This is a genomic window from Caldifermentibacillus hisashii (genome assembly GCF_039654145.1).
Taxonomy (GTDB): domain Bacteria; phylum Bacillota; class Bacilli; order Bacillales; family Caldibacillaceae; genus Caldifermentibacillus; species Caldifermentibacillus hisashii.
On the sequence record NZ_CP155467.1, the window covers coordinates 698,931 to 722,588 of the forward strand.

General features: G+C 32.6%; 24 protein-coding genes and 2 pseudogenes. 19 read left to right on the plus strand and 7 right to left on the minus strand.

All coding sequences use genetic code 11. The features are described from left to right. Nucleotides 1–23 precede the first annotated feature (23 nt). Nucleotides 24–2,042, plus strand: a complete 2,019-nt coding sequence (locus NSQ14_RS03265; protein ID WP_041845299.1) for a DUF262 domain-containing protein — start codon at nt 24–26, stop codon at nt 2,040–2,042. A 420-nt stretch (nt 2,043–2,462) separates the two neighbouring features. Then, complete coding sequence (locus NSQ14_RS03270; RefSeq protein ID WP_041845298.1) at nt 2,463–2,954, plus strand: hypothetical protein; 492 nt, start codon at nt 2,463–2,465, stop codon at nt 2,952–2,954. A 74-nt stretch (nt 2,955–3,028) separates the two neighbouring features. Here the strand turns inward: NSQ14_RS03270 and NSQ14_RS03275 are convergent, their stop codons facing one another. The 5 genes from NSQ14_RS03275 to NSQ14_RS03295 form a co-directional block, all read right to left on the minus strand. Further along, entirely contained in the window at nt 3,029–4,603 is a 1,575-nt protein-coding gene (locus NSQ14_RS03275; protein WP_346216861.1) for a recombinase family protein, read from the minus strand. A 31-nt stretch (nt 4,604–4,634) separates the two neighbouring features. Next, nucleotides 4,635–6,059, minus strand: coding sequence for a recombinase family protein (locus tag NSQ14_RS03280; RefSeq protein ID WP_346216862.1), 1,425 nt, complete (start codon nt 6,057–6,059; stop codon nt 4,635–4,637). A 6-nt stretch (nt 6,060–6,065) separates the two neighbouring features. Then, complete coding sequence (locus NSQ14_RS03285; protein WP_172967550.1) at nt 6,066–6,236, minus strand: hypothetical protein; 171 nt, start codon at nt 6,234–6,236, stop codon at nt 6,066–6,068. Nucleotides 6,237–6,295: 59 nt separating this feature from the next. Further along, on the minus strand, nt 6,296–6,430 hold the full coding sequence (locus NSQ14_RS03290; protein ID WP_268235420.1) for a hypothetical protein: 135 nt from the start codon (nt 6,428–6,430) through the stop codon (nt 6,296–6,298). A 333-nt stretch (nt 6,431–6,763) separates the two neighbouring features. Then, a complete protein-coding gene (locus NSQ14_RS03295; RefSeq protein WP_346216863.1) occupies nt 6,764–7,156 on the minus strand; it encodes a hypothetical protein in 393 nt (130 codons plus the stop codon). A 531-nt stretch (nt 7,157–7,687) separates the two neighbouring features. On the opposite strand from NSQ14_RS03295, the gene NSQ14_RS03300 reads away from it, so the two are divergent. From NSQ14_RS03300 to NSQ14_RS03320, 5 genes are all read left to right on the plus strand, one after another. After that, nucleotides 7,688–9,469 carry a hypothetical protein gene (locus tag NSQ14_RS03300; RefSeq protein ID WP_346216864.1) on the plus strand — a complete coding sequence of 594 codons (1,782 nt, stop codon included), beginning with the start codon at nt 7,688–7,690 and terminating at the stop codon, nt 9,467–9,469. 188 nt (nt 9,470–9,657) lie between these two features. Continuing rightward, on the plus strand, nt 9,658–10,371 hold the full coding sequence (locus tag NSQ14_RS03305) for an SEC-C domain-containing protein (RefSeq protein WP_346216865.1): 714 nt from the start codon (nt 9,658–9,660) through the stop codon (nt 10,369–10,371). 269 nt (nt 10,372–10,640) lie between these two features. After that, nucleotides 10,641–12,095: a transposase gene (locus NSQ14_RS03310; RefSeq protein WP_041845943.1), complete on the plus strand. Its 1,455-nt coding sequence runs from the start codon at nt 10,641–10,643 to the stop codon at nt 12,093–12,095. Between the two features lie 361 nt (nt 12,096–12,456). Beyond that, the gene (locus tag NSQ14_RS03315; RefSeq protein WP_346216866.1) at nt 12,457–13,089 is read left to right on the plus strand and encodes a tetratricopeptide repeat protein; all 633 of its coding nucleotides are present in this window, start codon (nt 12,457–12,459) and stop codon (nt 13,087–13,089) included. Between the two features lie 53 nt (nt 13,090–13,142). After that, on the plus strand, nt 13,143–13,979 hold the full coding sequence (locus NSQ14_RS03320; RefSeq protein WP_034768120.1) for a hypothetical protein: 837 nt from the start codon (nt 13,143–13,145) through the stop codon (nt 13,977–13,979). Nucleotides 13,980–14,248: 269 nt separating this feature from the next. On the opposite strand, the pseudogene NSQ14_RS03325 reads toward NSQ14_RS03320, so the two are convergent. Beyond that, a pseudogene (locus NSQ14_RS03325) lies at nt 14,249–14,730 on the minus strand (IS1634 family transposase); the annotation flags it as partial. Nucleotides 14,731–14,761: 31 nt separating this feature from the next. Here NSQ14_RS03325 and NSQ14_RS03330 point away from each other — a divergent pair. From NSQ14_RS03330 to NSQ14_RS03360, 8 genes and pseudogenes are all read left to right on the plus strand, one after another. Then, the gene (locus tag NSQ14_RS03330) at nt 14,762–14,824 is read left to right on the plus strand and encodes an SHOCT domain-containing protein (RefSeq protein ID WP_311315803.1); all 63 of its coding nucleotides are present in this window, start codon (nt 14,762–14,764) and stop codon (nt 14,822–14,824) included. 362 nt (nt 14,825–15,186) lie between these two features. After that, nucleotides 15,187–15,459 (plus strand): annotated as a pseudogene (locus NSQ14_RS03335) (MerR family transcriptional regulator); the annotation flags it as partial. 8 nt (nt 15,460–15,467) lie between these two features. Continuing rightward, on the plus strand, nt 15,468–16,364 hold the full coding sequence (locus NSQ14_RS03340) for a DUF2268 domain-containing protein (protein ID WP_346216867.1): 897 nt from the start codon (nt 15,468–15,470) through the stop codon (nt 16,362–16,364). Between the two features lie 145 nt (nt 16,365–16,509). Then, entirely contained in the window at nt 16,510–16,602 is a 93-nt protein-coding gene (locus tag NSQ14_RS18855) for a DUF1413 domain-containing protein (RefSeq protein ID WP_428831586.1), read from the plus strand. Between the two features lie 22 nt (nt 16,603–16,624). Next, the gene (locus NSQ14_RS18860; protein ID WP_428831588.1) at nt 16,625–16,708 is read left to right on the plus strand and encodes a hypothetical protein; all 84 of its coding nucleotides are present in this window, start codon (nt 16,625–16,627) and stop codon (nt 16,706–16,708) included. 44 nt (nt 16,709–16,752) lie between these two features. Beyond that, entirely contained in the window at nt 16,753–17,451 is a 699-nt protein-coding gene (gene vanR, locus NSQ14_RS03350; protein ID WP_034768124.1) for a VanR-ABDEGLN family response regulator transcription factor, read from the plus strand. Next, nucleotides 17,429–18,574 carry a vancomycin resistance histidine kinase VanS gene (gene vanS / locus NSQ14_RS03355; RefSeq protein ID WP_072012639.1) on the plus strand — a complete coding sequence of 382 codons (1,146 nt, stop codon included), beginning with the start codon at nt 17,429–17,431 and terminating at the stop codon, nt 18,572–18,574. The genes vanR and vanS overlap by 23 nt, the downstream gene beginning before the upstream one ends. A gap of 91 nt (nt 18,575–18,665) precedes the next feature. Continuing rightward, nucleotides 18,666–19,640 carry a D-alanyl-D-alanine carboxypeptidase family protein gene (locus tag NSQ14_RS03360; protein WP_041844914.1) on the plus strand — a complete coding sequence of 325 codons (975 nt, stop codon included), beginning with the start codon at nt 18,666–18,668 and terminating at the stop codon, nt 19,638–19,640. 723 nt (nt 19,641–20,363) lie between these two features. Here the strand turns inward: NSQ14_RS03360 and NSQ14_RS03365 are convergent. Beyond that, complete coding sequence (locus NSQ14_RS03365; protein ID WP_041845943.1) at nt 20,364–21,818, minus strand: transposase; 1,455 nt, start codon at nt 21,816–21,818, stop codon at nt 20,364–20,366. 409 nt (nt 21,819–22,227) lie between these two features. On the opposite strand from NSQ14_RS03365, the gene NSQ14_RS03370 reads away from it, so the two are divergent. Genes NSQ14_RS03370 through NSQ14_RS03385 form a run of 4 tightly spaced genes read left to right on the plus strand, consistent with a single transcriptional unit; the run spans nt 22,228 to nt 23,534 of the window. Then, nucleotides 22,228–22,527 carry a dsDNA nuclease domain-containing protein gene (locus NSQ14_RS03370; RefSeq protein ID WP_251242468.1) on the plus strand — a complete coding sequence of 100 codons (300 nt, stop codon included), beginning with the start codon at nt 22,228–22,230 and terminating at the stop codon, nt 22,525–22,527. A gap of 14 nt (nt 22,528–22,541) precedes the next feature. After that, entirely contained in the window at nt 22,542–22,970 is a 429-nt protein-coding gene (locus NSQ14_RS03375; RefSeq protein ID WP_346216868.1) for a hypothetical protein, read from the plus strand. A 10-nt stretch (nt 22,971–22,980) separates the two neighbouring features. Beyond that, a complete protein-coding gene (locus NSQ14_RS03380; RefSeq protein WP_251242467.1) occupies nt 22,981–23,187 on the plus strand; it encodes a hypothetical protein in 207 nt (68 codons plus the stop codon). Further along, nucleotides 23,184–23,534, plus strand: coding sequence for a hypothetical protein (locus NSQ14_RS03385; RefSeq protein ID WP_251242466.1), 351 nt, complete (start codon nt 23,184–23,186; stop codon nt 23,532–23,534). The genes NSQ14_RS03380 and NSQ14_RS03385 overlap by 4 nt, the downstream gene beginning before the upstream one ends. The last annotated feature ends 124 nt before the right edge of the window (nt 23,535–23,658 follow it).

The following is a 23,658-nucleotide window of genomic DNA, read 5'->3' on the forward strand; positions in this document are numbered from 1 at the left end:
TAGTGTAAATTGGAGGAGTGAAATTGAATACGCCACAACAAACTGAATCTATAAGGAACCTTGTAGAAAACATAGATAAAGAGAATATAGTACTCCCGGAATTTCAACGTGATTTTGTTTGGGAATTAAGAAAAACTTGTGATTTATTTGACTCTATAGTTAGAGATATATTTATTGGATCCATAATTTATGGGAAACCAACATTTGAAATTACGGTTAGGGAAATCGATATTAGACCTAGAAAAGGAAAAGGAAGTCGAAGAAAGTTAAAAATAACTTCTTTCAATAAAGAAGAGATTAATCAAAAATCACAAACATCAAATTTTAGGCTGATACTCGATGGACAGCAGCGTGTTACATCATTATATAGAGCGTTGAAAGGAATAGACGATATTTGGTTTATTGCGAAAAATGAAGTAGAACTGAAGGAAGAAATTAAAAATAAACAGTTTAGAGAGCGAACACTTGAAGAGATGCTTTTTGAATTTTCATTACAAGAAGATCAAGATAGACTTTCTATAAAGATATCTGATGCATATGAAATCTCAAAAGGTGGAATGTTTGAAGATGATATAAAGGAAAGTTTTTTTGAAAATCTTTCTTTTATTGCAGGAATGGATGAAAAAGAAACTAAGGAAAACTTTAGACGATATTTAATTTTTTGTACAAAATTAGGTGAGTTATTTAACAGTGAAGTAATGTTGTCATATTATCTTTTAAACATGGATAATGAAAAATTTGCATTATTTTTTGAGCGTAGCAATAGCAAGGGAGTTCAATTGAATTTCATTGATATTCTAGCAGCTAAATTATATAAAGGCTTTAATCTTAGAGATAAAATAGATGAATTAGAGGATAAGTATCCTAACCATAAATTTGATAGAGAAATCATTGTTCGTACAATTGCATATATTGTAAGTAATGGAAAAGATATTGATCGAAACTACATATTGTCTAATTTAAATTATGAACATTTTAATTTATATTGGAATGAAGTTTGTGAGCATTATAATCAAGTATTAGATTTTTTATTTAATGAAAATTTTATAATTTCTCAGTCTTGGATGCCTTATGAAAACATGGTTATCCCATTAATAATTTTCTTAAGAGAGTCCAATCAAAAAGAGTTTTCTCAAATGAATGAGTGGCAATTTGATTTTATTAAGTATTGGTATTGGGCATCGATATTTTCTCAGAGATATTCATCAGGATCTAATGAGGCTATTCTTCAGGACTCAAATGTTTTAAAAAGTATTGCAAATGGTAAAAAAATTACTGATTGGGTAATTTTCACTCGTTTGAAGTCCCAAATTGTTTCATATGAAGATATTTATTCTTATTCTAGAAAGGCAAATGTTATTTATAAAGGCATTTTAAATTTACTTAATTATGAGGCTAAAGGACTTTCCGATTGGAATAATTCGAGTAAGTTGACAGCTAATAAAAAATTAGAAGATCATCATATTTTTCCTAAGGGCTATATAAAGATGAAGTTTCAAAATGACGACCAAGCTTTGTCGTTAATCGATTGTGTTGCAAATAGAACTTTAATACCTAAAATTACAAATATTAAAGTGGGAAAGAAGGCCCCATCACAATATTTATCTGAAATAAAAAAATCAAATGCAAAATTGGATATTACTTTAAAAGAACATTTAGTTCCAATCGAGATTATTGAAGGGCTATACGATGACTTTTATACTGAATTTGTAGAGGAAAGATCCAAACTTTTATTTGAATTGATTAAAAATAATGTTATTGATAAAGAGAAGAAGATTATAAAAGAATACTATCAGGCACCCAAAGTTAAGGGAAATATCAAAATCTTTGCAACATATTATAAAAAGAGGGTAGATGCAACGTTTGATATTGAATCGCAAAAGGTATTATTTTCAGGAGAAAGTCATTCAGTATCATCTGCAGCTAATAAAGCTAAATTTGCCCTAACTGGGAAAAGTAATACTTCAACAAATGGTTGGAAATTTTGGAAATACTTGGATGACAGTGGACAAGAAAAATTTATAGATGAGCTAAGAAAGTAACTTTTAAACAAGGTTTCTTCACTAATCTTTTGTTAATATAGGCCGAAACTTTAATGATTCCTTAGCTGAAAATAGTCAAACGAAGATAGTTGGAGAATAAATATTGAAAATAAAAAGGTAAAATAGTTATGCAAAATCAGTCTATGCTTGGAAGAATAATTAAATGAAGGTCAAGTGATTAATATTTCGGTAATATGAGTATATTGTAAAATACAAATTCGGTAAAGTACTCATCGAAGTATCCTTCGATGCTTGCTTTACCGAATATTATTATCAAGAATCCCTTGATATCAAAGGGTTTAATCGGTCCTTGAATTTTACTTAAAAAGCCATCCGGTGAATTACTCGGTAAAGTAAGCAGTGTTAAGATAAATTATTCGGTAAAGTAAGCAGATGTTTTTGTATTGGAGGGATATGAAAGTGAGAGATCCGAAGAGGATTCCAAGGATTTTAACTCTGTTGTTCAAAATATGGGAGCAGCAACCGGATTTGCGATTTAATCAGTTAGTTCAAAATCTACAAGCTTTATATTCCCAGCAAAATAATAACTTTGGTAAAAGAAATTTCTATGAAAAGGATGGAGAGATTACTTACCAGAATTATTATATAGATTTATTTTACTTGGAGGATGACCAGTGGGAACAATTTTTAAGAGATTATTGGTCGGAAATCGAAGAAGAGTTGCAAGAGCGAGAAAAGCAGATTACTCCTGAAGTAATAGAAGAAGTTGTGCAACTATTTATTGAAGAAGGGATGATTGAAACAGAAGTATCAGATTCTTTAAAAGAAAGAATTCGGTTATTTTTGAAAAAGGAAAGCAAATGGTTAACCATTGACGCTCTGTTAATCGCAATTAAAACACTTCCTTTGGAAGAACGAAAAGAATTAATTGAAAAGATTAAGAGAATATAAATGACATAATCTTTTGCTGAAACTTTTAGTTTAATTAAAGAAAAAACTGTTGCCCAAATTAATTGGACAACAGTTTACGCACTTTCGATATCTAGCTGCTTCATTAAGTCTTCAATCTCCACATATGGTGTGAGCCGGTAATCAATTCTAACATGGTTATCTTTCGAAAAGTTAATTCCTATCTTTTCGATTGCCAAAAGAAATATAGCGCGTTTTTCTTCATTTGTATAATTATGAATATCTTGTTTGAATCGACCAATTAATTCGGCTTGCATTTCATCTTCTGACAAAAGATTAATCTGTTCTCTTGTTGTGTGGTATTCCTGTATTTCGTTTGTAGTAGATAATATTTGCATTTCAAAGATTTCTTTTAACTCCAGATAGTACTCATTATTTTTATCTAGTGTGGATAAAAGATATTTTAGTTTTTCAAGGTTTTCGTTCAAGTCATTGATTTTTTGTTCAAGCCCTTTTTTCCATCGATTTAAGATTTTTTCTGTTTGCTTTTCATAATATTTCAATTCCCTGCCCCATCTTAATGAAAAATCAGCAAATATACTTTCATGAATTTTATCCGTTGATATTTTCTTTTTACATGAAGGGCAACAGTAATACATATATTTTTTCTTGGACTTAGCTGGAGTTGAATTTCTCGTTACCAGTTTTTCTTTACATTCATGGCAATAAATTAAATCACGCAATATAAACGGACTATCCATGTGATCCTTATTTTGTTTATAATTCCTGAAAAATTGGGTGACATTCCACAAGTTAGCACCAACTAAAGGTTCATGATGATTTTTGAATAGAAGAATGTCTTCCTCTGGTTTCTTTTTACTATTCTCAAAACTGGTGCGGGTAAACCATGCTAAGTCACCGATATACCATCGATTGTTTAAAATATATCGTACGGTTGAATCACTCCAGCCTTTTGCATCCATACTTGGCGGTGGAATTTTCGCTTCATTTAATAAATTTGCGATTTTTCGATCACTATAACCGTAACTGTATAAATAAAAGATAAGAATGACAATGGTTTTATTTTCATTGGTTTCAATCGTATTGTCCTTTGTTGTTAGAGAATAACCATAGGGATTTCTAGATCCGGGACGTTCGGGTTTCGATGAATTTACTACAGACGTATGATAATCAGATGCTCTCCGAGACTTCTCTACCGATTCTTCATGAGCAAATGACAATCTTGCTTGAACATAAGGATTGTTTTCGTTCCATTCACCTTCTATCTTCGTTGAGTATACTTTAAAATTTGGTCGGGCTTCTTTAATTGGTCCGAGTACATATAATACAAAGTCTTCAATTAGCCTTGTGATTCTTGATTCTTCATAGAAAATGACGGCTTTCACATTTTTATTGTTTAGAATAAATTGCTTCATATTTTGCATTTGAACCCTTTTTTGTGCAGGAATATGATAGGCGGATTTTGCTTCTTCAATAAAAGATGCCACAACTTGAAATCCTTCTCTTTTTGCTCTAGCAACAATTTCGGATTCTTGGATATGCAAAGAATGGCCGAATGTTTGTCCATCATCAGACCAGCGAATATACGATGTTGCTAAAGGAATAGAATCTTTAAAAATATTAAAAGGTAAATTTACCTGTTGAAGATTCGGTCTAGGTGTTTCTGTCAATAAGTAAACCCCATTTATTAAGTAAGTGTATTTATGCATAAAGTGCATATGGCTCACCAACCTTTAAAAATTCTCCAAAGGGAACATGATAAATAAATGTATCCGGGCCGATTTCTACTTTTTCAAGGAATAGATGGCATAAATAGTATAAGTTGTAGTTTTGTATTTCCATTTCTAGGTTTTGTTTAATGGCTCTGACAAGATCATTTACCGAATTTCGTGCTTCCGCAATTTTGGCTAGTTCGATATGGAGATGATTGATTTTATTTTTTATATCCTTTGACTCAATAATGAGTGAATCGATGTTCTTCTTTGCCGCATATTTTTCTACTATAGTAGAATGAATTGAGCTTAACTTTCGATTTAAGTTAATGATCTCATGATTGTAATCCTTTTCGATTCTAGATAAATGGGAAAATACAAAGCTTTTAATTGTGTCAACTGGGATATGTTTTATAATGATTGAAAGTTTAGATTGAATGGTCTCATTCAATTGTTCCACTGTAATTCTGATTTTCTCATGTCCTCTTTTACAGATGTAGTAACTGCTTTCTCCCAGTTTTGAAGTTTTAAAAGTCATGTCTTTTTTGCAAAATATACACTGTGGAGTAATGTATCCTCTGTTCTTTGCATTGGTTATGGCTTGAAATACTTCATCTTTCAATTTTTTTAGCACTTCTTGAATTTTTAGATGTTCTTCTAGTGAGATAATCGGTTCTACATGATGGAGGACTTCAAAACCGTACGAAGTCTTCATATGTGCCGAATAAAAAGGATTTTCTAGATATTTTAATAAATCCTCGTACCTTTTGTTTTTTAATATCTTTTTGTATTTCATTATAATATTGAACAAATCATCTGCTTCATTGGTTTCAGCCACTTCATAGAAAAAAGATTTTAAGTCATTAACCACTTCTGGATTCGGGATATACTTAACATCTTTTCTTTTTCCAATCCGTTTATATCCAAATATAGAAGAAGGAAATTGTTTCATTGTATCCTTTCTTCTACCGGAAATATTCTGGCCCTCGACTTGTGCAAAAATCCCATATAACGATTCAATTGAAAGTTTAGGAGAAAACGGCGGTTGTTTTGTTGATGTGAAAATCACCTTGATTCCGTATTTATAAAACTCTTTAACTATTGCAACGTATTCATAAAAATTTCGCGCTAAACGATCACGACTGTATACAATGACTGTTTTTACTTTTTTCTGTTGAATAAGTAATCGTAACTTTTGTAAATCTGGCCGATCCTCAATGGCTAATTTATTGGCTGAAACATTATCATCTTTTAACCAAATCACTTTATCTAAATCAATCCGATTATTATGAATATAAGATTCAGCAAGTAGAATCTGCTTTTGAATGTCTTGCTGAGCTGTACTTACCCTACTATAAACCGCAATAAAATATTCATAGTATTTATTGGGTTCATAATATTGGTGTGATTCCATGAGAGTCTACTCCTTTTCTACAATTTTATTACTTTCTTCAAGAAGGAAACCCTTCATTTTTGGTTGTAATTCAAGCTGATCGATTAAAACTTTTTCAACTAGCCTTTTCATAAAGTAATAAGATTCCTCTTGTAAATCTTCATTAAATGAAACTTTTACTATATCTTTTCGAGACATAAATACTCCTCCCGTCAAAGCCTTTATTAAAAGGATTGACGGGAGAAGAAGGTTTTAAACTATTTATGTTGTTTATCCAAATCTAAATCCATTTGCAATTGATATTCGTAATTTGTTTGTTTCGGTGATTCAATGAACACTTTTGTCTTAATGGGAACCCCTAACTCTTTCAGTAGATCGAGTAGGTTTGACATGGTTATCGAAAACCTCCTTTCCGTAGAACAAAATAAAACGTTCAATGACGGTTTTAGAGATTCCGACTTTTTCAGAGCTTTTTAATATCTTGTTAAGAAATTGTTTTTCTGTTTCTTGTTTGCTTATAGATCATCCCTCCAATAAAAAACGCGGCACATGATGATAACATCATGTAACCGCGGTTTTCGCTTATTATGGTTACTTTTGAACAAATCGGTTAATCAGAAATCATTATAGCTTCAGAATTAAGGATTTTAAGAGGGAATTTTAAAAAATTACTTATTCAATTCCCCATTCTCTATGAAATTCTCAAAAGAAATGACTCTGACTTTTTACAATAACCATTTATCAGGAGAAAGCAAATCTTTTTGAAATTTATCAGGAATAATAGAATTTATATCTTCAAAAGTAAAATCATTAAGGCTAATCATTCTTTCCAAAATAATTCGAAGTTCATTTTTACGGTAATCTGTCAAAATGGAATTAAATACTGTTTCGACATCAATAGCTCCGTATTGTTTAAAATAATCGGTAATTAATTTAAAATAATCATCATCTATTGTGGGATATAATGCTTTTATAGTTTCTGGTTGATGTCCGCGACTTAATAGATTATGAATGACTCTCCAACTTTCTTTAACCTCTACGATTGTTGCTAATTTCCAGTGTAGATGTTCGGGTAAAGGTATTTTATTTTGTGAAAGTTTTCTTTCTGACCCTTCCAACTCGTTCACACCCTTTTACTTTTTTGAAATTCTATTTTTGTAGCAACTTATATTAGATATATGCCAAGATATTTAGTATTCTGTCCCTAAAATAATGGATTCAATGTTGATCATCACTTCTTGGATAGAAATGCATACTTTCCTATAATAAGTATTTCTTAACTTGAGCCTTTTTATAATATATCTGTTAATTTGTGAAATAATACAATTTTTTAATATCAGACTTACAAGTAGTAGTAACATTGATATCTTTTATCAAATTACTAAAAAAACTGAAAGATTAGTGGGATATTGGAAAAACTTGTGAATTGCTATAAAATTATTGTAAAAGCACATTTAGATAGCTAGCGTACTATAAAGCAAATAAATTAACCAGAAAATTTATTGAAAGACCAAGTGGGTATAAACACTAGAAGAAACCATAGCAAAGTTTAAAATCAAGTATCAAAATTTCTTGAGTGAGAAGATTATTAGTCAAAATTAAGAACAGTTGAGGGTGAAATGATTAACCCGAACAAAAGAGGTGATTTTATGGATATCAATAATATATTAACTGAAAAAACAGATAAATTAATTGGGTTAATAAAACAAGTTGATACACTAGATGTAATTGGCATGGTTTGTGTTGAGTTTCAGCTCCATTATGATGGTAAAGATGTGTTTGACACAACAAAATTAATATCCCCTTTTAAGCAATATATTTATTTGTTGAACCTGCTACTTAGCAATCCACAAACAGAAACAAATACAAGTGTAGATTTTGAAACAACTTATGAGGAAATAAAAAAGCTATTAAATGAGATTGCTCAAATTTATGGATTAATTTTCTTTCCTGATGATAATGAAGAAGTTTCAGATTCTTGGTACAAACATCGTGAATTAGCTATGCCAGTTTTTATGAATTATTTCAATACACATTCATTACCGTATGAAGAACAACTTATTGATAGAATTCAACAATGGGCCTCTCCTTATGATTCTGTAATCATTGATAAATTTGGATGCACAGTAAATGAATTTATTGATATGTATAAATATTTAGTGAAAATACTTCAGAAACAACTTGATGATTATCAAAATGGAACAGAGAATTTTTTTGAGAAATTATTACCCGCATATAAGTATTTTAATAAACTAATAAAAAATGAAAAAATGAATTCTGATCTTGCTATGCAAAAAACTAGAGAAGCTTTTCCGCTAGATAACTTAGAGAATCCTTTTACAACAATTTTTTTCAAAATAAATCTTAATAAATTTGAAGAAAAATTTACACACGAAAAAGTTATGAGTTTTTTGAATTATTTTTCTGTAGGAAGAGAAGAAAGAGAATTTTATTATTATACTGAAAGTGGACCTTTTGATAATAAACCTATAATTAAACATGAAAATGAATATTATATCCCAATTTCAAAACAAATCTTACATGCTTTTGAAAATCAATTTTTTAATGCTATAGAAGAAAGTAATCGTAGAACGTCCTTTTTTAGAAATAGAGATAGAAAATCAGAAGAAAAGACATTAGAAATTTTTAAACGGTTACTAGGGAAAAATGCAGAGTACTTTTCATCTATATATGAAAGACCCGATTCTCAAAATGAACATGATTTATTAATAAAAACTAATAAAGGTACTATATATATAATTGAAGTTAAAGCTTCAAAATTTAAAGAACCATTCAGAAATCCTGATAAAGCCTATGAACGTATAAAAAGGGATTTCAAAAGTGATGGTGGTATTCAAAAAGCATATGATCAGGCAAAGAGATTATATGATTTAATTATTGGCCAAGAAGTAACAAATTTATACAATCAATCTGGACAATTAATTACAACGATTAATTCAAAAGAAATTAATGACATCTATATTATTTGTGTAACGGCAGAAAACTTTGGGGTGATAGCCTCTAACTTATCATATCTCTTAGAGAAAGAAAAAAGTGATAGATTTCCTTATGCTGTTAATATATTCGACCTAGAATCTATTGTTGAGTACTTAGAGTTTAAAAAATTATCACCGAATATACTGAATGATTACCTTGATTTTAGGAGTAGATTTCAAGAAAAATTTATAGCCTTTGATGAGTTAGATATATTCGGATTATTTATGAGTAAACCAAATATTGATCAATTAATAAAGGCGGATAAGATTATTGTGAATCACGAGTATTCAGATATATTTGATGAAATGTATTTTACTAAATTAGGTATTATAAAAAAACCTCTGAAACAAAAGAGTACATATAAAACAGTAAACAAAAAAAGAAGGAAAAAGATAGCAAGAGCAAGTAGGCGTAGAAATCGTAAAAATAAATAAGGAAATTATTATGAGAATAACTAAAATTCCCCATATCATGAAATGAATTAATGTTAATGAAAAATATAAAAGTTGAAAAGTAGTAATAAAGTATTTTGTTCACAACCTTTCTATTTTGTGTTTAAGAAGGAAATTCTAATTTAGAATAATAATTTATAAGATTATCTTTAGGTGTGAGTTGATAAAAGGTGTATAAATTTAAACTAACAGGAAATATGGAATGTTTTTGTGGATCGGGAAAAGAATTCAAATTTTGTTGTCAAGATTTATTGACTATCTCTTCATTAAAAAATTTGTCTACTGAAATCGAAAAAGGTGACTATAAACAAGCATTTTTATTTTGTAAGGCTGAAATAGTTAGATACATGATTAATGTAAAAAGACATACAGAAGGATTACTAGTTAGAAATCCACTGTATGGAAATAAATTGCTTGATATAGATATAAAAGCACTTTCGGAACTACTTGAAAAGATGATTGTTATTATTAGTAAAGCAAACTTACAAATACCATTTATTGATATGTTAAATAGGTTAGAAGAATTACTCGATAATGGAAAATGGCATACACGCATTTTATATTATAAAGTTATGTGGGAATATTTATACAATAATAACTTAGTTAATGCGAAAAAATATTTAACAAATATATCATTTAGTGAGATTAATGATTTAGACTTTCTTCAATTGTATCTAGATATTATGGGAGATGAATTACCCTTTTCTAATAAAGTAGAAATAATAGACAGATTAATTAAAATGGAGACGAAAATTTCTGGAAAGATAAAGTATTTAGGAGCAAAGTCGATAGAATTTTTACTTATGAGCCTTTGCCAAAATGCTGTATCTCCTGAAGCAGTAGGCAGTCAGACAATTAAAGATCGTGGATTTATTCCACTATAGAAAAAGGTATTTGCACGAATATTATGACAAGTATAAAAGAAAAAATGGTGAGTTTTAATTTCAGTGGATAAATTCGCTTATTATCAATATCTGAATTTTTCCATTTCAGTCGGTTTTAGACGAGTTTTAATAGATTAGGCTACTCATTCCCCTGGTAAATATTGTAAAATGGAAAAACATAATTATTTTTGAAAAAAAAGTGCCATGAAAGTCACTCCTTTGGTAAGATATAAGTACTACCCAATATCCAGTATCCAAGGAGTGATTTCATGACTACTTCTATTCTAACACAAACCAGAGATTTATCAATACAACAAAATTTGATTCCCCACAATTGGCAAGACTATGCCGATATACCCTTTGTCATTCCGGCCATGTGTTTTCCATGGGAGATTTTTAAACCGGTTGAACGAGATTACTACACCTTTTTATATTTGCACCTAAAAAAGGAAAGAGCACATGATCATTTTAATGAAATACAACCAGCACTATTTTCAATACCGGAGGAAGAAGATAAGTCTACGTCTTCCTTATTTCATTCCTCTCCTGCCGGGAGAAAACCGCATCCTTTCATGCCCTTTTTTCGTGCTTTTGAACTGGCCTCTTTACAATATATTGAAGTGATGGTTGAAAGTGTCTATTTACAAGTGAAATCAAACCCGCTATTTGCCGCCATGTGTGGATTTACGGAGAAAATTCCGAGCTACCGTTCCTTTGCTCGCTTTGATCAAATCATGACAACAAATGATCTTTGGGAAAAAGCCCGGCTATTGGTGGTTGAATATAATAAAAGGGAAGGCGTGGTTGAAACTTTTGAGAAAGCAGTCGCCGTGGATACATCACATATAGAGGCAGAAGCAACGTTGAATAAAACAAGGAAGACGTGTTCTTGCAAAGGTGATTGCGATTGCCCCAGAATCCTTACAGATGATAACGCAGGGGTGATGCGTAAAAGCAATGCAGTCTCCTATATTGCGCATAAATTATCAATGGTATGCGGGGTGAAATCCGGCTTGCCTTTGACGCGGGAAGTATTCAAAGGAAATACACCTGATGGGAAAACATTAGAAACGACATTGGAGACGTTTAAGGCGGAGCACCCCGAGATGGCTGAGCAGTTGGACTTTATCTTGGCAGATGGAATCTACCAAACGCCGGAAAATCAAAAAGTGACAAAGGACGTATTACAGGCGAAATTGGTGGCACCCATCAACCCACGGAACCGTAAAGATAAACCAACTTCCGCCCGGGGAATTGAAAAAATCAATCGGTACGGCACCCCCATCTGTATCAGTGAACATAAAATGGACCTTAGAGGATCTGATCGGGAAAAGGGGCAATATATTTACACTTGTCCTGTATTTCATCCAAATGCTAGGCAAGAAGGACTCACCTGCCCGCTGTCGAATCACGTGGAATGTTGTAATGGGGCAGCACAAGGAAGAGTATTTCGGCTGGACTTTGATCAAGCGCCTCAAGTAGACGTCGAGTTGCCCCAACATGGGCGGAAATTTAAAGTGTTATATAGTGCCAGAACGATCATCGAACGAATCTTTGGCATTCTAAAAGACGGATATAGTCTCCGTCGTGTTCACAAGCGTGGAAAACAGGCAGTTGAAGCGCATGTGGATCGTTGCATGATATCTATGCATATCATGGCAAATATGGCGTATCATCAGACAGGAAAGGCCAATTGTGGATGGACACGCCATCGACTGAATTAAGTTATTCACAGGTGGATATGTGAATAAGTCAAATGCAGCGTCTCCTTTCCACAAAGGGCAGTGAAAAAAACCCATTTTGTGAAGGCAGGATACGTATGCCCTTTTTTGGAGAAAAATAGCCATTTTATTTTTATTAAATTTAAAAATCTGGAAGAAAAGGCAAAAAACGAGATAATTAATTTTCCAGAGCCTCGCTCAAGGGTATATTTTTTATTTTGGCAGAGGCTCTATAGGTGATACTGCCGAAGCAAAAAATATAATAAAACAAGCGATAGAAATTGCAAATAACAATTCAGATAAAGTAAAAGAATCCTATGACTTCTATCAATATGGTAATGTGTACATTCTGGGTGGAAAACTGTTGGAAGATACTCATTTAAAACAAAGATCAGGTACATATTTTGAATCAATGTTAAGTGATAATAGTTTGACAGTTTCAGGAAAAGCAATGGTCTATTCGCATTTAGGAGATGTATATTTCTCATTAAATGACTTTGAAAAAGCCTTTGAATTTTATAATCAGAGTTTGAAGTTGGAGGATTTACATCTAACAAGAATACTAATTGCCGATATATATTTTCATAAGTCAGACTTTAATAATTCAATAAAAATATTAAAAGGTATTGAATATGATACATTAACATTTGAAAATAAAATAGACTTTTTAATAATTTATGCAAAGAATTTATTATCTACTGTTCAAAATCGGACCGAAGTAATTTGGATTTTAGAAGAGTTGAAAAAATTAACTTTACAATCTAAATACTTCAGTGACATTGTAAATGAATTAATTATTAGTATTCAAGAATTGCTTGTTGAAAAAAATAATAAAAAACAAAGGAAATCATTAATAAGAAAAATTTTAAGTAAACTAAACGAGTATCTAATATTACAACCTAATTTAATGGGATTTGGTGTTAATATTAATAGTTTAATTAATGATTTGGTAAAAGAAGATAATCCAAATAAAAGAACTAAAAGTAAAGGAATTTAAAAACTGGATATAGAATATTGGAAAAATATAAGTTTGGAAATAAGAGGGTGTAAATGAAATATTATAAAGATTCATTAAAACGTAGACGCGAAAGCATTATAGCACATCCTAGTTTTGAAGAAACAAAATTAAAAATAGAAGATCTAGCAAATTTTATTTGCAATTTTACTGATTTGATATGGTGGAATGGGAATTTTGCTTTTTTATTTCATAAAAATAAGGTCTTTATAATGCAAAGTGAGATATTAGATTCAACATATAGTACATTGCTAAGTATTAGACAACTAGTTGAGATTGGACACTTTAGTGATGTAAATGTATTAATGAGAAAACTTAGGGACGATCTTTTTCTTTTTCTATATTTATTAGAAGTAGTGAATAGATATCGTTTGGGACATGAAACCGTACACGAGAGAAATGCCTTCAAATGGATGGAGAATAAACTAGAAAATCTTACTATATCAGATATTCTAATCTATCTCATAAAGAATGAATCGATAAATAAAGCAATAATTAAACATAATCTACGTAAAGCATGGGACAATATAGGGAAGAATTTAAATAATTTTGTTCATGGAAATGGAATAATGTACGCCCAACTAAATTACGCAAATTATGATTACAAAACTATCGAAAAGATATTTAATGACATCACCTTTAAACTTAGTTATATTGTTTCGGTATTTGTTGTTTTACTTATTTTGATAAAGCCAAGTCTTATTTCTTCTAGTGACTATGTTGACGCATTAGAATTAGGTATTCAACCAGCAAGGGACAGTCAATATAATATTGCACCCTTTATACAAGAATTTATAGATAATTATGTAATAAAACTACATCCTGATATAAAGAACTTTTTGAAAGATAGGGTATATATGAGATTTGATTAAGATAAAAACAGAAGATAGATATTTAAAGAATTTGATAAAAAGGATTTTCTATTCATAATAAATATAGGCAAACACTACTACATCCATATATCTGCGATTACCAATCAAGCCATGTTGAGTGCGTGGTATTGATGTCAAGGGTAGTGTAAAGAAATAATATAGTTTTTCCAAATTAAACCCTAGTTCGACAATTGCTAGGTAAACGAATGCCCCTCAAAGATTTGTGTATCAAGGTTTTGAGGGGGAAAAAGGGCATAATTATTGTGTTACTAGCTTTTCGGTTTGATTTCTAAAATTTCAGGAGGCAAATCCACGCCTACTTTATTGAAAATCTCTTTCTGTTTGGCGGTTGGTGTCGTCGTACGATATAGATCTCCGTCACTTGAAGCCTTTGGACCTCACGACGCACGAAATCCCAACTCGAGCCGGTTTCATTTTCAATCAACATGACAAGTAAAAGTGCCAGCCAATTAATGATGATATGAGCTCGAATTCGTCTCTCTAGCCGATGGTACATCGGCCGTATTTTTAATGTGGACTTTAATGTTCGAAAAGCGCTTTCGACTTGAAGTAACTGCTTATACCCTAACGCAATATCCTCAAGGGATAACGTATCGTCTGATGTCCGGATTAAGTATTTGCCATCGTATTTCTCTTCATTCCGTATGGCTTGCTTATTCAGTTTCAAGGTACCATCTTTCAATTGGCGGATATATTTCCCGTACACTTTATGCGCCCGCAAAGCACATGATTATATCCAGGCAGAGAAATTACTTAGAGAGATGCTCCAAAAAGGTTCAATAACTGAAGTAGAATTCAACAAGATAGATGCACTCAATCGCTAAACTTTCCCCCCTTTTTTAGCAGAGATAAGGCCCTGAATTCGTTGATATATAAGGATTTCAGAGGCAACGAATTGCTGAAATGTCAGATTTTCTAAATGAACAATCCTGCAAGTTGGAGTAATATGATGAGCAATTAGTAAGGCGGGTTATTGCATGGATCACAGCGTTTGGTGATAAGCTGACCATTGGTTTCAAATCAAGTATTTAAATAGTTGTATGAAAATAACCTTGGATGAACACTCTTGAATTAGGAGAACCTTTCTTTTGGCGGGTGTTTTTTCTGCAAAATCAGGTTCTGAATTTAACTATTGACCTTTACGTTACGTCATACTTTATAATGGCAACTGAAGGAGGTGCAAGACATGAGTATGAAAGTAAAAGAAGCAGCTGAATTGGTTGGTGCAAGTATTCGTACACTTCATCATTATGATCAGACTGGATTATTAACGCTAAAAGAAACCACCGCTTCTGGCTATCGGCTTAATTCTGAAGAGGAACTTGAAAAGTTACAGCAAAATTTATTTTTCAGAGAGCTTGGTTTTTCCTTGAAGGAGATTAGAACGATTATCCATAGCCCTTCATTTAATCAACAGGAAGCGTTAATCTTGCAACGGAAAATGTTAAAAGAAGAAAGGTGGCAGCAATGAAAATAGGGATTGAAGATACTATCAAACAATATGAAGAATTATTTAGTATGGAAGAAGAGAGAGAAGACTTCTATCGATTTTCAATGATGAAACCATTTAAACAAATGTGGAATATCATGAACGTTCCTTTAAAGGCAAATCAACCTAATGGATACGACGTAATAATGGCTACCAAAATGCTTGGATACCTTGATATATCAAATACCGAAACTGGAAAAATTGCGTTAGAGAAGTTAAAAGACATTCAAGCTCTTCAAACTGCCTATGACACTTTGAAGCAATGTGTTAAATTTATTCAAGATAATAATCTGAAAATAAATGCTGACGAGTTAAGATTTGGAATGTATATAGCTGACCCCGAAAAGCTCGAATTGCAAAAAGGTTATTGTGGATTCGGTGGGATCCCAGGTTTTATTCAAGTATCCATTTATCCCAATTCCTATAATATTCCGAAAATCCCTGCTGTAATTGCACATGAATTTCATCATAATATCCGTTTTTCATATTTTGATTGGGATCATGGAAACGTAACTGTTGGTGATTACTTAATTATAGAGGGGTTGGCAGAGTCTTTTGCAAAAGAACTGTATGGCGATGAACTTTTAGGACCTTGGGTTACTTCTTTTGACAAAGAGGATTTGGAATATTCAACAGAAATAATAAAGGACGCACTAGATGTTAAAGGATTTGCTGAGGTTAGTAGTTATATGTTTGGTGACATTATTGCAAAAGAACAGGGCTATCAACCGGTTGGCTTATCACCATTTGCTGGTTATGCAGTGGGATACCAAGCGGTACAATCCTTTATGAAAGTCAATAATGTGGGAATAGGAGAAGCTACCTTGCTTGATACAAAGGAAATACTGTACAATTGCGAACTATTTACAAAATAACTGATTTGTGGACGTCGTTAATCCGGAGATAAATTCTTTTGGTTGGCGGTTTTTATTTTGTAATTGATAAAAGTTTGTAATGTATGTATATTCTTTATAACAATGCTGTTGATATTGTTATTAAAAAGGGAGGACAACATGACTGATGGAAGAAGCTATCAGAGAAACTAAAAATTTGATTGAAGGTGAAGTCTTTTTAGTTAAGGATCTGTACAAAGTTTACGTATGGATGGAATAGGATACCAAGAAAGGACCGGATTTTGCTTGGAACTTTATTTCTTAATCGGGTTAGTAAAATATATAGTGTTTTAAAGGTTATTGAAAAGACTTCTTCAAATCAGTAGAGATATAAAAGAAAATTGGCAAGTAGAAAGAAGGGATAAAATTTATGGGTACCAGTATTTTAGTTGTTGATGATGAACAAGCTATAGCAGATCTAATTGAAGTTTATCTAAAAAATGAAGGTTTTACAGTATACAAATTTTATAACGGTCAAGATGCGTTTCGATGTGTTGAGTCGAAACAGTTGGAGCTTGCGATACTTGATGTTATGCTGCCAGATATTGATGGTTTTACTATCTGTCGGAAGATTAGGGAAAAACATAATTTTCCGATTATTATGCTGACAGCTAAAGAAGAAGAAATCGATAAGATTACCGGGCTGACATTAGGTGCCGATGACTATATCACTAAACCATTCCGTCCTTTGGAATTAGTTGCTCGTGTAAAGGCGCAGCTCCGAAGATTTACCAAATATAATTCTCCAGAGCAAAAACAGGAAGAACGCTTGATTACCTTTTCCGGCTTGGTGTTAGACATGGATGCTCGTGAATGTACGCTGAATGAGAAAAAGTTATCGCTTACACCTACGGAGTTTTCAATTCTTTGGGTTCTTTGTTCCAATCGAGGACGAGTGGTAAGCTCTGAAGAATTGTTTCGCGAGGTATGGGGAGACAAGTACTTTAGTAACAGCAATAATACGGTAATGGTTCATATTCGACATTTAAGAGAAAAAATGGGCGATAGCGCGGAACATCCTAAATATATCAAAACGGTATGGGGGGTTGGTTATAAAATTGAAAAGTGACAGAGATAAGAGAAACAATGATTATACAAAATTAAAAAGAAAAGTATTTTTTAGAGTGCTCCTTATTGTTTTTGCCACGATCGCAACTGTTATTTTTTTGCGTGATGTAATTCAAGACAATTTCAATATTGGAGAGAGTATTGTAGAATTTTTAAAGAATAAGTTTTATTTGAGTGAAAGCGATGCTGTAATAATTTATCGGTATATTTTTCTTTATAATAAAGAGCTTATTACACTTATTGTGATCTTCATCTTATTAATTATTTTGCTTAGATTTTCAATTTCGTGGTTTACTAAATATTTTGATGAAATAGGTAGTGGAATGGATAAACTTGTTGAGGAATCCAATGATGAAATTACATTATCACCGGAATTGGATTTTATGGAAAATAAGCTTAATCAAATAAAAAACAACTTGGAAAAACAAAAAAAAGCTGCACTTGATGCCGAACAGCGCAAAAATGATTTGGTCGTTTATTTGGCACATGATATAAAGACACCCCTTACATCCGTTATAGGGTACTTAAGTCTTCTGGATGAAGCTCCTGATATGCCTCCTGAACAGAAATCAAAATATGTCGGTATTACTTTGGAAAAAGCTTATCGATTAGAAGAGCTTATCAATGAGCTTTTCGAGATCACAAGATTCAATCTTCAAACTATTGTTTTGAATAAAGAAAAAATCAATTTACTGTTCATGCTCCAGCAAATGGCTGATGAATTCTATCCAATGCTGGCTCCACAGGGAAAGCAGATATCTGTCAATGTGCCTGACGGACTCACTCTGTGGGGAGATGCAGACAAACTAGCCCGTGTATTCAATAATATTCTGAAAAATGCCATAGCCTATAGCGATGAAAATAGTGTCATAGATATTTCTGCATGGCAGCAGGACGAAAATATTGTTATAACTTTTATGAATCAGGGAAATCCAATTCCACAGACAAAGATTGATACTATTTTTGAAAAATTTTACCGATTAGATGCTGCACGCTCCTCAAAGACCGGTGGAGCAGGGCTAGGTTTGGCAATCGCACAAGAAATTGTCACAGCTCACGATGGAACGATTTCTGTAGAAAGCAACCCGGAAAATACTACATTTACAGTAAAGCTTCCGTCTTAAGAAAATCTTAAGAAGTTCATAAGATTGAATTCCAACATAGCTTCTTGTTCTGTGGTTAAATAATTTTACGCAGAATAAGGAGGTATTTATTATGGTACGAAAAATAAAAAAGAAAAAGTCAGGAATACGCGAATTTGTAATATTTTTATTGATAGTTGTTGTTTTTGCTTTTGTTTTCAAATTCAAAATTACTCCGGGAAACCAACATGAGTTTGAGAAAGAATATGTCGATAAAACAACGCCTATTCCCTCGTCAGAGATAGAACCCGATTCCTCTGTTTCTATATCTCTCGATAAACTAAACAGTACTAATGCGATCCTAATTCGTTTAGAAGATCAAACTATTCTGATGCAAAAAAGTAGCGAAGAAAAGATCTACCCTGCTTCGTTAACTAAAATGATGACAGCTATTGTTGCGATAGAAAATTTGACAAATTTGCAGAAAGAAATACAACTAACCCATAATACCTTTAATGGTCTTTATAGCGCCAATGCTTCTATGGCCGGTTTCCAGCCAGGAGAGAAGGTAAGGGCTATTGACCTTTTATACGGAGTGATGCTTCCAAGTGGTGCAGAAGCTTGTATTGGTCTTGCGGATCAGATTGCTGGTTCGGAGCAAGACTTTGTAACGATGATGAATCAAAAGGCGGCAGAACTAGGGATGTACAACACCCATTTTGAAAATACCACAGGACTTCACAATAAAAGCCATTACACAACAGTCAAAGATTTGGCTATTCTTCTAAATTACGCTTTGAAAAATAAAACTTTCAGGGAGATTTTTACTTCGTCTCGACATTCCACACAACCCACGAATAAGCACCCTGAAGGGATAACATTTTATAGTACCATGTTTGAAAAACTCAACAATCAAAACATTATTGGAGGAGAAATTTTAGGAGGGAAAACTGGATATACCGATGAAGCTGGTCTGTGTCTTGCGAGTCTTGCAAAAGTGGGTAACCAAGAATATATATTGATTACAGCTGGTGCAAAAGGAGATATCCATTCTGAACAGTATAATATTACTGATGCATTAGCTGTATACAATAGTATTGGGAAATAATAAGTTTTTCATAAGATTTTGATTTGTTCCCGCCTACCGATAGTGCAAAAAGTGGCGATGACGTGTTTCCGACTACTGACAATGTAAAAGACATCAATCCACCCCGCTCGTTGCATGTGGAGTGTGTATCGTTGCTACAAAGAGAAACTATTTAGAAATCCTTAGTTTTAAACATTTTCACAAGCATTTCGTGTTTGTGGGAGAAGGTGAAAAAACGAGAAATAAAGTGCTGAAAAACCACATTACCGTTTCAGTGGTAATTGATCTGGGGTGTGGGAACACAATAGAATATTAGTGAAATAAAATTTGTAAGGTATTAAATTCGGTAACTGTGAGTAATTAAATCATGGTTACCTTTTTTTATTCTAAACTAAATAGTTTAGAGTGGTTAAATATTCCAAATTATAAAATCACATTAATGTTTTGTAGGTACTAAAGTTTGAAGAATGGATATGTTAAATGATTGAAAGGGATACTTAGTATAACTTTTATTGAGAGCCTCTGCCAAAATAAAAAATATACCCTTGAGCGAGGCTCTGGAAAATTAATTATCTCGTTTTTTGCCTTTTCTTCCAGATTTTTAAATTTAATAAAAATAAAATGGCTATTTTTCTCCAAAAAAGGGCATACGTATCCTGCCTTCACAAAATGGGTTTTTTTCACTGCCCTTTGTGGAAAGGAGACGCTGCATTTGACTTATTCACATATCCACCTGTGAATAACTTAATTCAGTCGATGGCGTGTCCATCCACAATTGGCCTTTCCTGTCTGATGATACGCCATATTTGCCATGATATGCATAGATATCATGCAACGATCCACATGCGCTTCAACTGCCTGTTTTCCACGCTTGTGAACACGACGGAGACTATATCCGTCTTTTAGAATGCCAAAGATTCGTTCGATGATCGTTCTGGCACTATATAACACTTTAAATTTCCGCCCATGTTGGGGCAACTCGACGTCTACTTGAGGCGCTTGATCAAAGTCCAGCCGAAATACTCTTCCTTGTGCTGCCCCATTACAACATTCCACGTGATTCGACAGCGGGCAGGTGAGTCCTTCTTGCCTAGCATTTGGATGAAATACAGGACAAGTGTAAATATATTGCCCCTTTTCCCGATCAGATCCTCTAAGGTCCATTTTATGTTCACTGATACAGATGGGGGTGCCGTACCGATTGATTTTTTCAATTCCCCGGGCGGAAGTTGGTTTATCTTTACGGTTCCGTGGGTTGATGGGTGCCACCAATTTCGCCTGTAATACGTCCTTTGTCACTTTTTGATTTTCCGGCGTTTGGTAGATTCCATCTGCCAAGATAAAGTCCAACTGCTCAGCCATCTCGGGGTGCTCCGCCTTAAACGTCTCCAATGTCGTTTCTAATGTTTTCCCATCAGGTGTATTTCCTTTGAATACTTCCCGCGTCAAAGGCAAGCCGGATTTCACCCCGCATACCATTGATAATTTATGCGCAATATAGGAGACTGCATTGCTTTTACGCATCACCCCTGCGTTATCATCTGTAAGGATTCTGGGGCAATCGCAATCACCTTTGCAAGAACACGTCTTCCTTGTTTTATTCAACGTTGCTTCTGCCTCTATATGTGATGTATCCACGGCGACTGCTTTCTCAAAAGTTTCAACCACGCCTTCCCTTTTATTATATTCAACCACCAATAGCCGGGCTTTTTCCCAAAGATCATTTGTTGTCATGATTTGATCAAAGCGAGCAAAGGAACGGTAGCTCGGAATTTTCTCCGTAAATCCACACATGGCGGCAAATAGCGGGTTTGATTTCACTTGTAAATAGACACTTTCAACCATCACTTCAATATATTGTAAAGAGGCCAGTTCAAAAGCACGAAAAAAGGGCATGAAAGGATGCGGTTTTCTCCCGGCAGGAGAGGAATGAAATAAGGAAGACGTAGACTTATCTTCTTCCTCCGGTATTGAAAATAGTGCTGGTTGTATTTCATTAAAATGATCATGTGCTCTTTCCTTTTTTAGGTGCAAATATAAAAAGGTGTAGTAATCTCGTTCAACCGGTTTAAAAATCTCCCATGGAAAACACATGGCCGGAATGACAAAGGGTATATCGGCATAGTCTTGCCAATTGTGGGGAATCAAATTTTGTTGTATTGATAAATCTCTGGTTTGTGTTAGAATAGAAGTAGTCATGAAATCACTCCTTGGATACTGGATATTGGGTAGTACTTATATCTTACCAAAGGAGTGACTTTCATGGCACTTTTTTTTCAAAAATAATTATGTTTTTCCATTTTACAATATTTACCAGGGGAATGAGTAGCCTAATCTATTAAAACTCGTCTAAAACCGACTGAAATGGAAAAATTCAGATATTGATAATAAGCGAATTTATCCACTGAAATTAAAACTCACCATTTTTTCTTTTATACTTGTCATAATATTCGTGCAAATACCTTTTTCTATAGTGGAATAAATCCACGATCTTTAATTGTCTGACTGCCTACTGCTTCAGGAGATACAGCATTTTGGCAAAGGCTCTGATATAAAAATTCCAATAGATTACGATAGCTATATAATAACTATCTGAGGTGGAGTTTATATGTCCGATTTTGAAAATGGTGGTGCGTTCGCTATAAAAGGATTCAACTTTCAAAAGGCTGCTATTACTTTTATAGCAATTAAAAATTTTAATAAGCCAGATTTTCATATCTTAGTTGAAGCAAGAGATGATTTTGAAGTTAAATTTAATGGTTATGAAGCATATATTCAAGTGAAGAGTCAAAAGTTAAGTTTAAATAAACTATTAAATAGTAAGAACGGAAAATCAATACTAGAAAAAAATTTAAGTAATGGGAACACAAATTCTCATTATAAAATTTTTGTTAAAGCGTTTGCATAGACTGATGTAAAAAAATGCTTTTAAATTCTGAAGGTAATATCTGTGATCCGCTATACTCATACAGTGATGAACAAAATCAAACTATTTTAAACACGTTAAAGGGAAGTAGTGATATTGAAGATTTTGAAAAAAAGTTATTAGCAAGTTATATTTATATACTTCCTTTTGAGGATAGATTAATAGATGCAATACCCGCCTTGCTAGGTCAAATGGCGTTAAAAGAAATAGATGTTAGTCACAAAAGAGGACAAATTGCAATTAATGAACTTTTTACCCTTATTGATCAAAAAAGCGAATATGTTGTTGAGAGTGATGAAGATTACGTGAAAAAGAAAATTTTAAAAGAAGATTTACAGGAAATTTTCAGATTAACTTCAACTTTAGATTTTTTTGATTCTATACTTTCATCAACTTCATATTCAGTTTTTTTGAAAAAAGATTAAAAAAGAGCAATTGAAAATAATTCATGCATATGTAACCGAAAAGGAAATAGCGAAAAGACAATTATATAATATTGATATCTTTAGTACGACGGAAGAAGAATTAATTAATATTGCATTAGAAAAATGCAATTGCGATGTAACATTTAATGATCTGAATGATTTTACTAAGAAGGCGATTATCATTGAAGTATTAGCAGAAATGAGTGAGGAAATATGATTATAGAAAAAATAATTATATTAGATTATGAAAATAGGGTGGCAAATGAATTTGAATTTTCAAAAGGTCCTAATATTATTACCAGTGATGGAACAACTGTAGGGAAATCAAGTCTAACTAAATCATTATACTATGCATTGGGATTTGAGATTAAACAATTTCCGCACGGTTGGGATGTTAAGACAATGAGATTTCGGATAGATATATTAATTAATGGATTGTCTTATTCTATTATTAGAAATAATGCCTTATTTTACGTTTCAGACAAAGAAGGAGTACTAAACCTTAAAGAATTTTCAAAATGGTGTAAACGAGCACACTATTTCAGCTTATCATTTTCAAATTAATCCAGCTTATCATCTGAAATAATGTGCTTATTTTTTCACTTTATTTCAGAATGTGCAAAAATCAGTTCAAAATATTTCAGTGAATTTTAGAGAAAAGAAAACCCCTCTAAAAAGGGGCATCTAA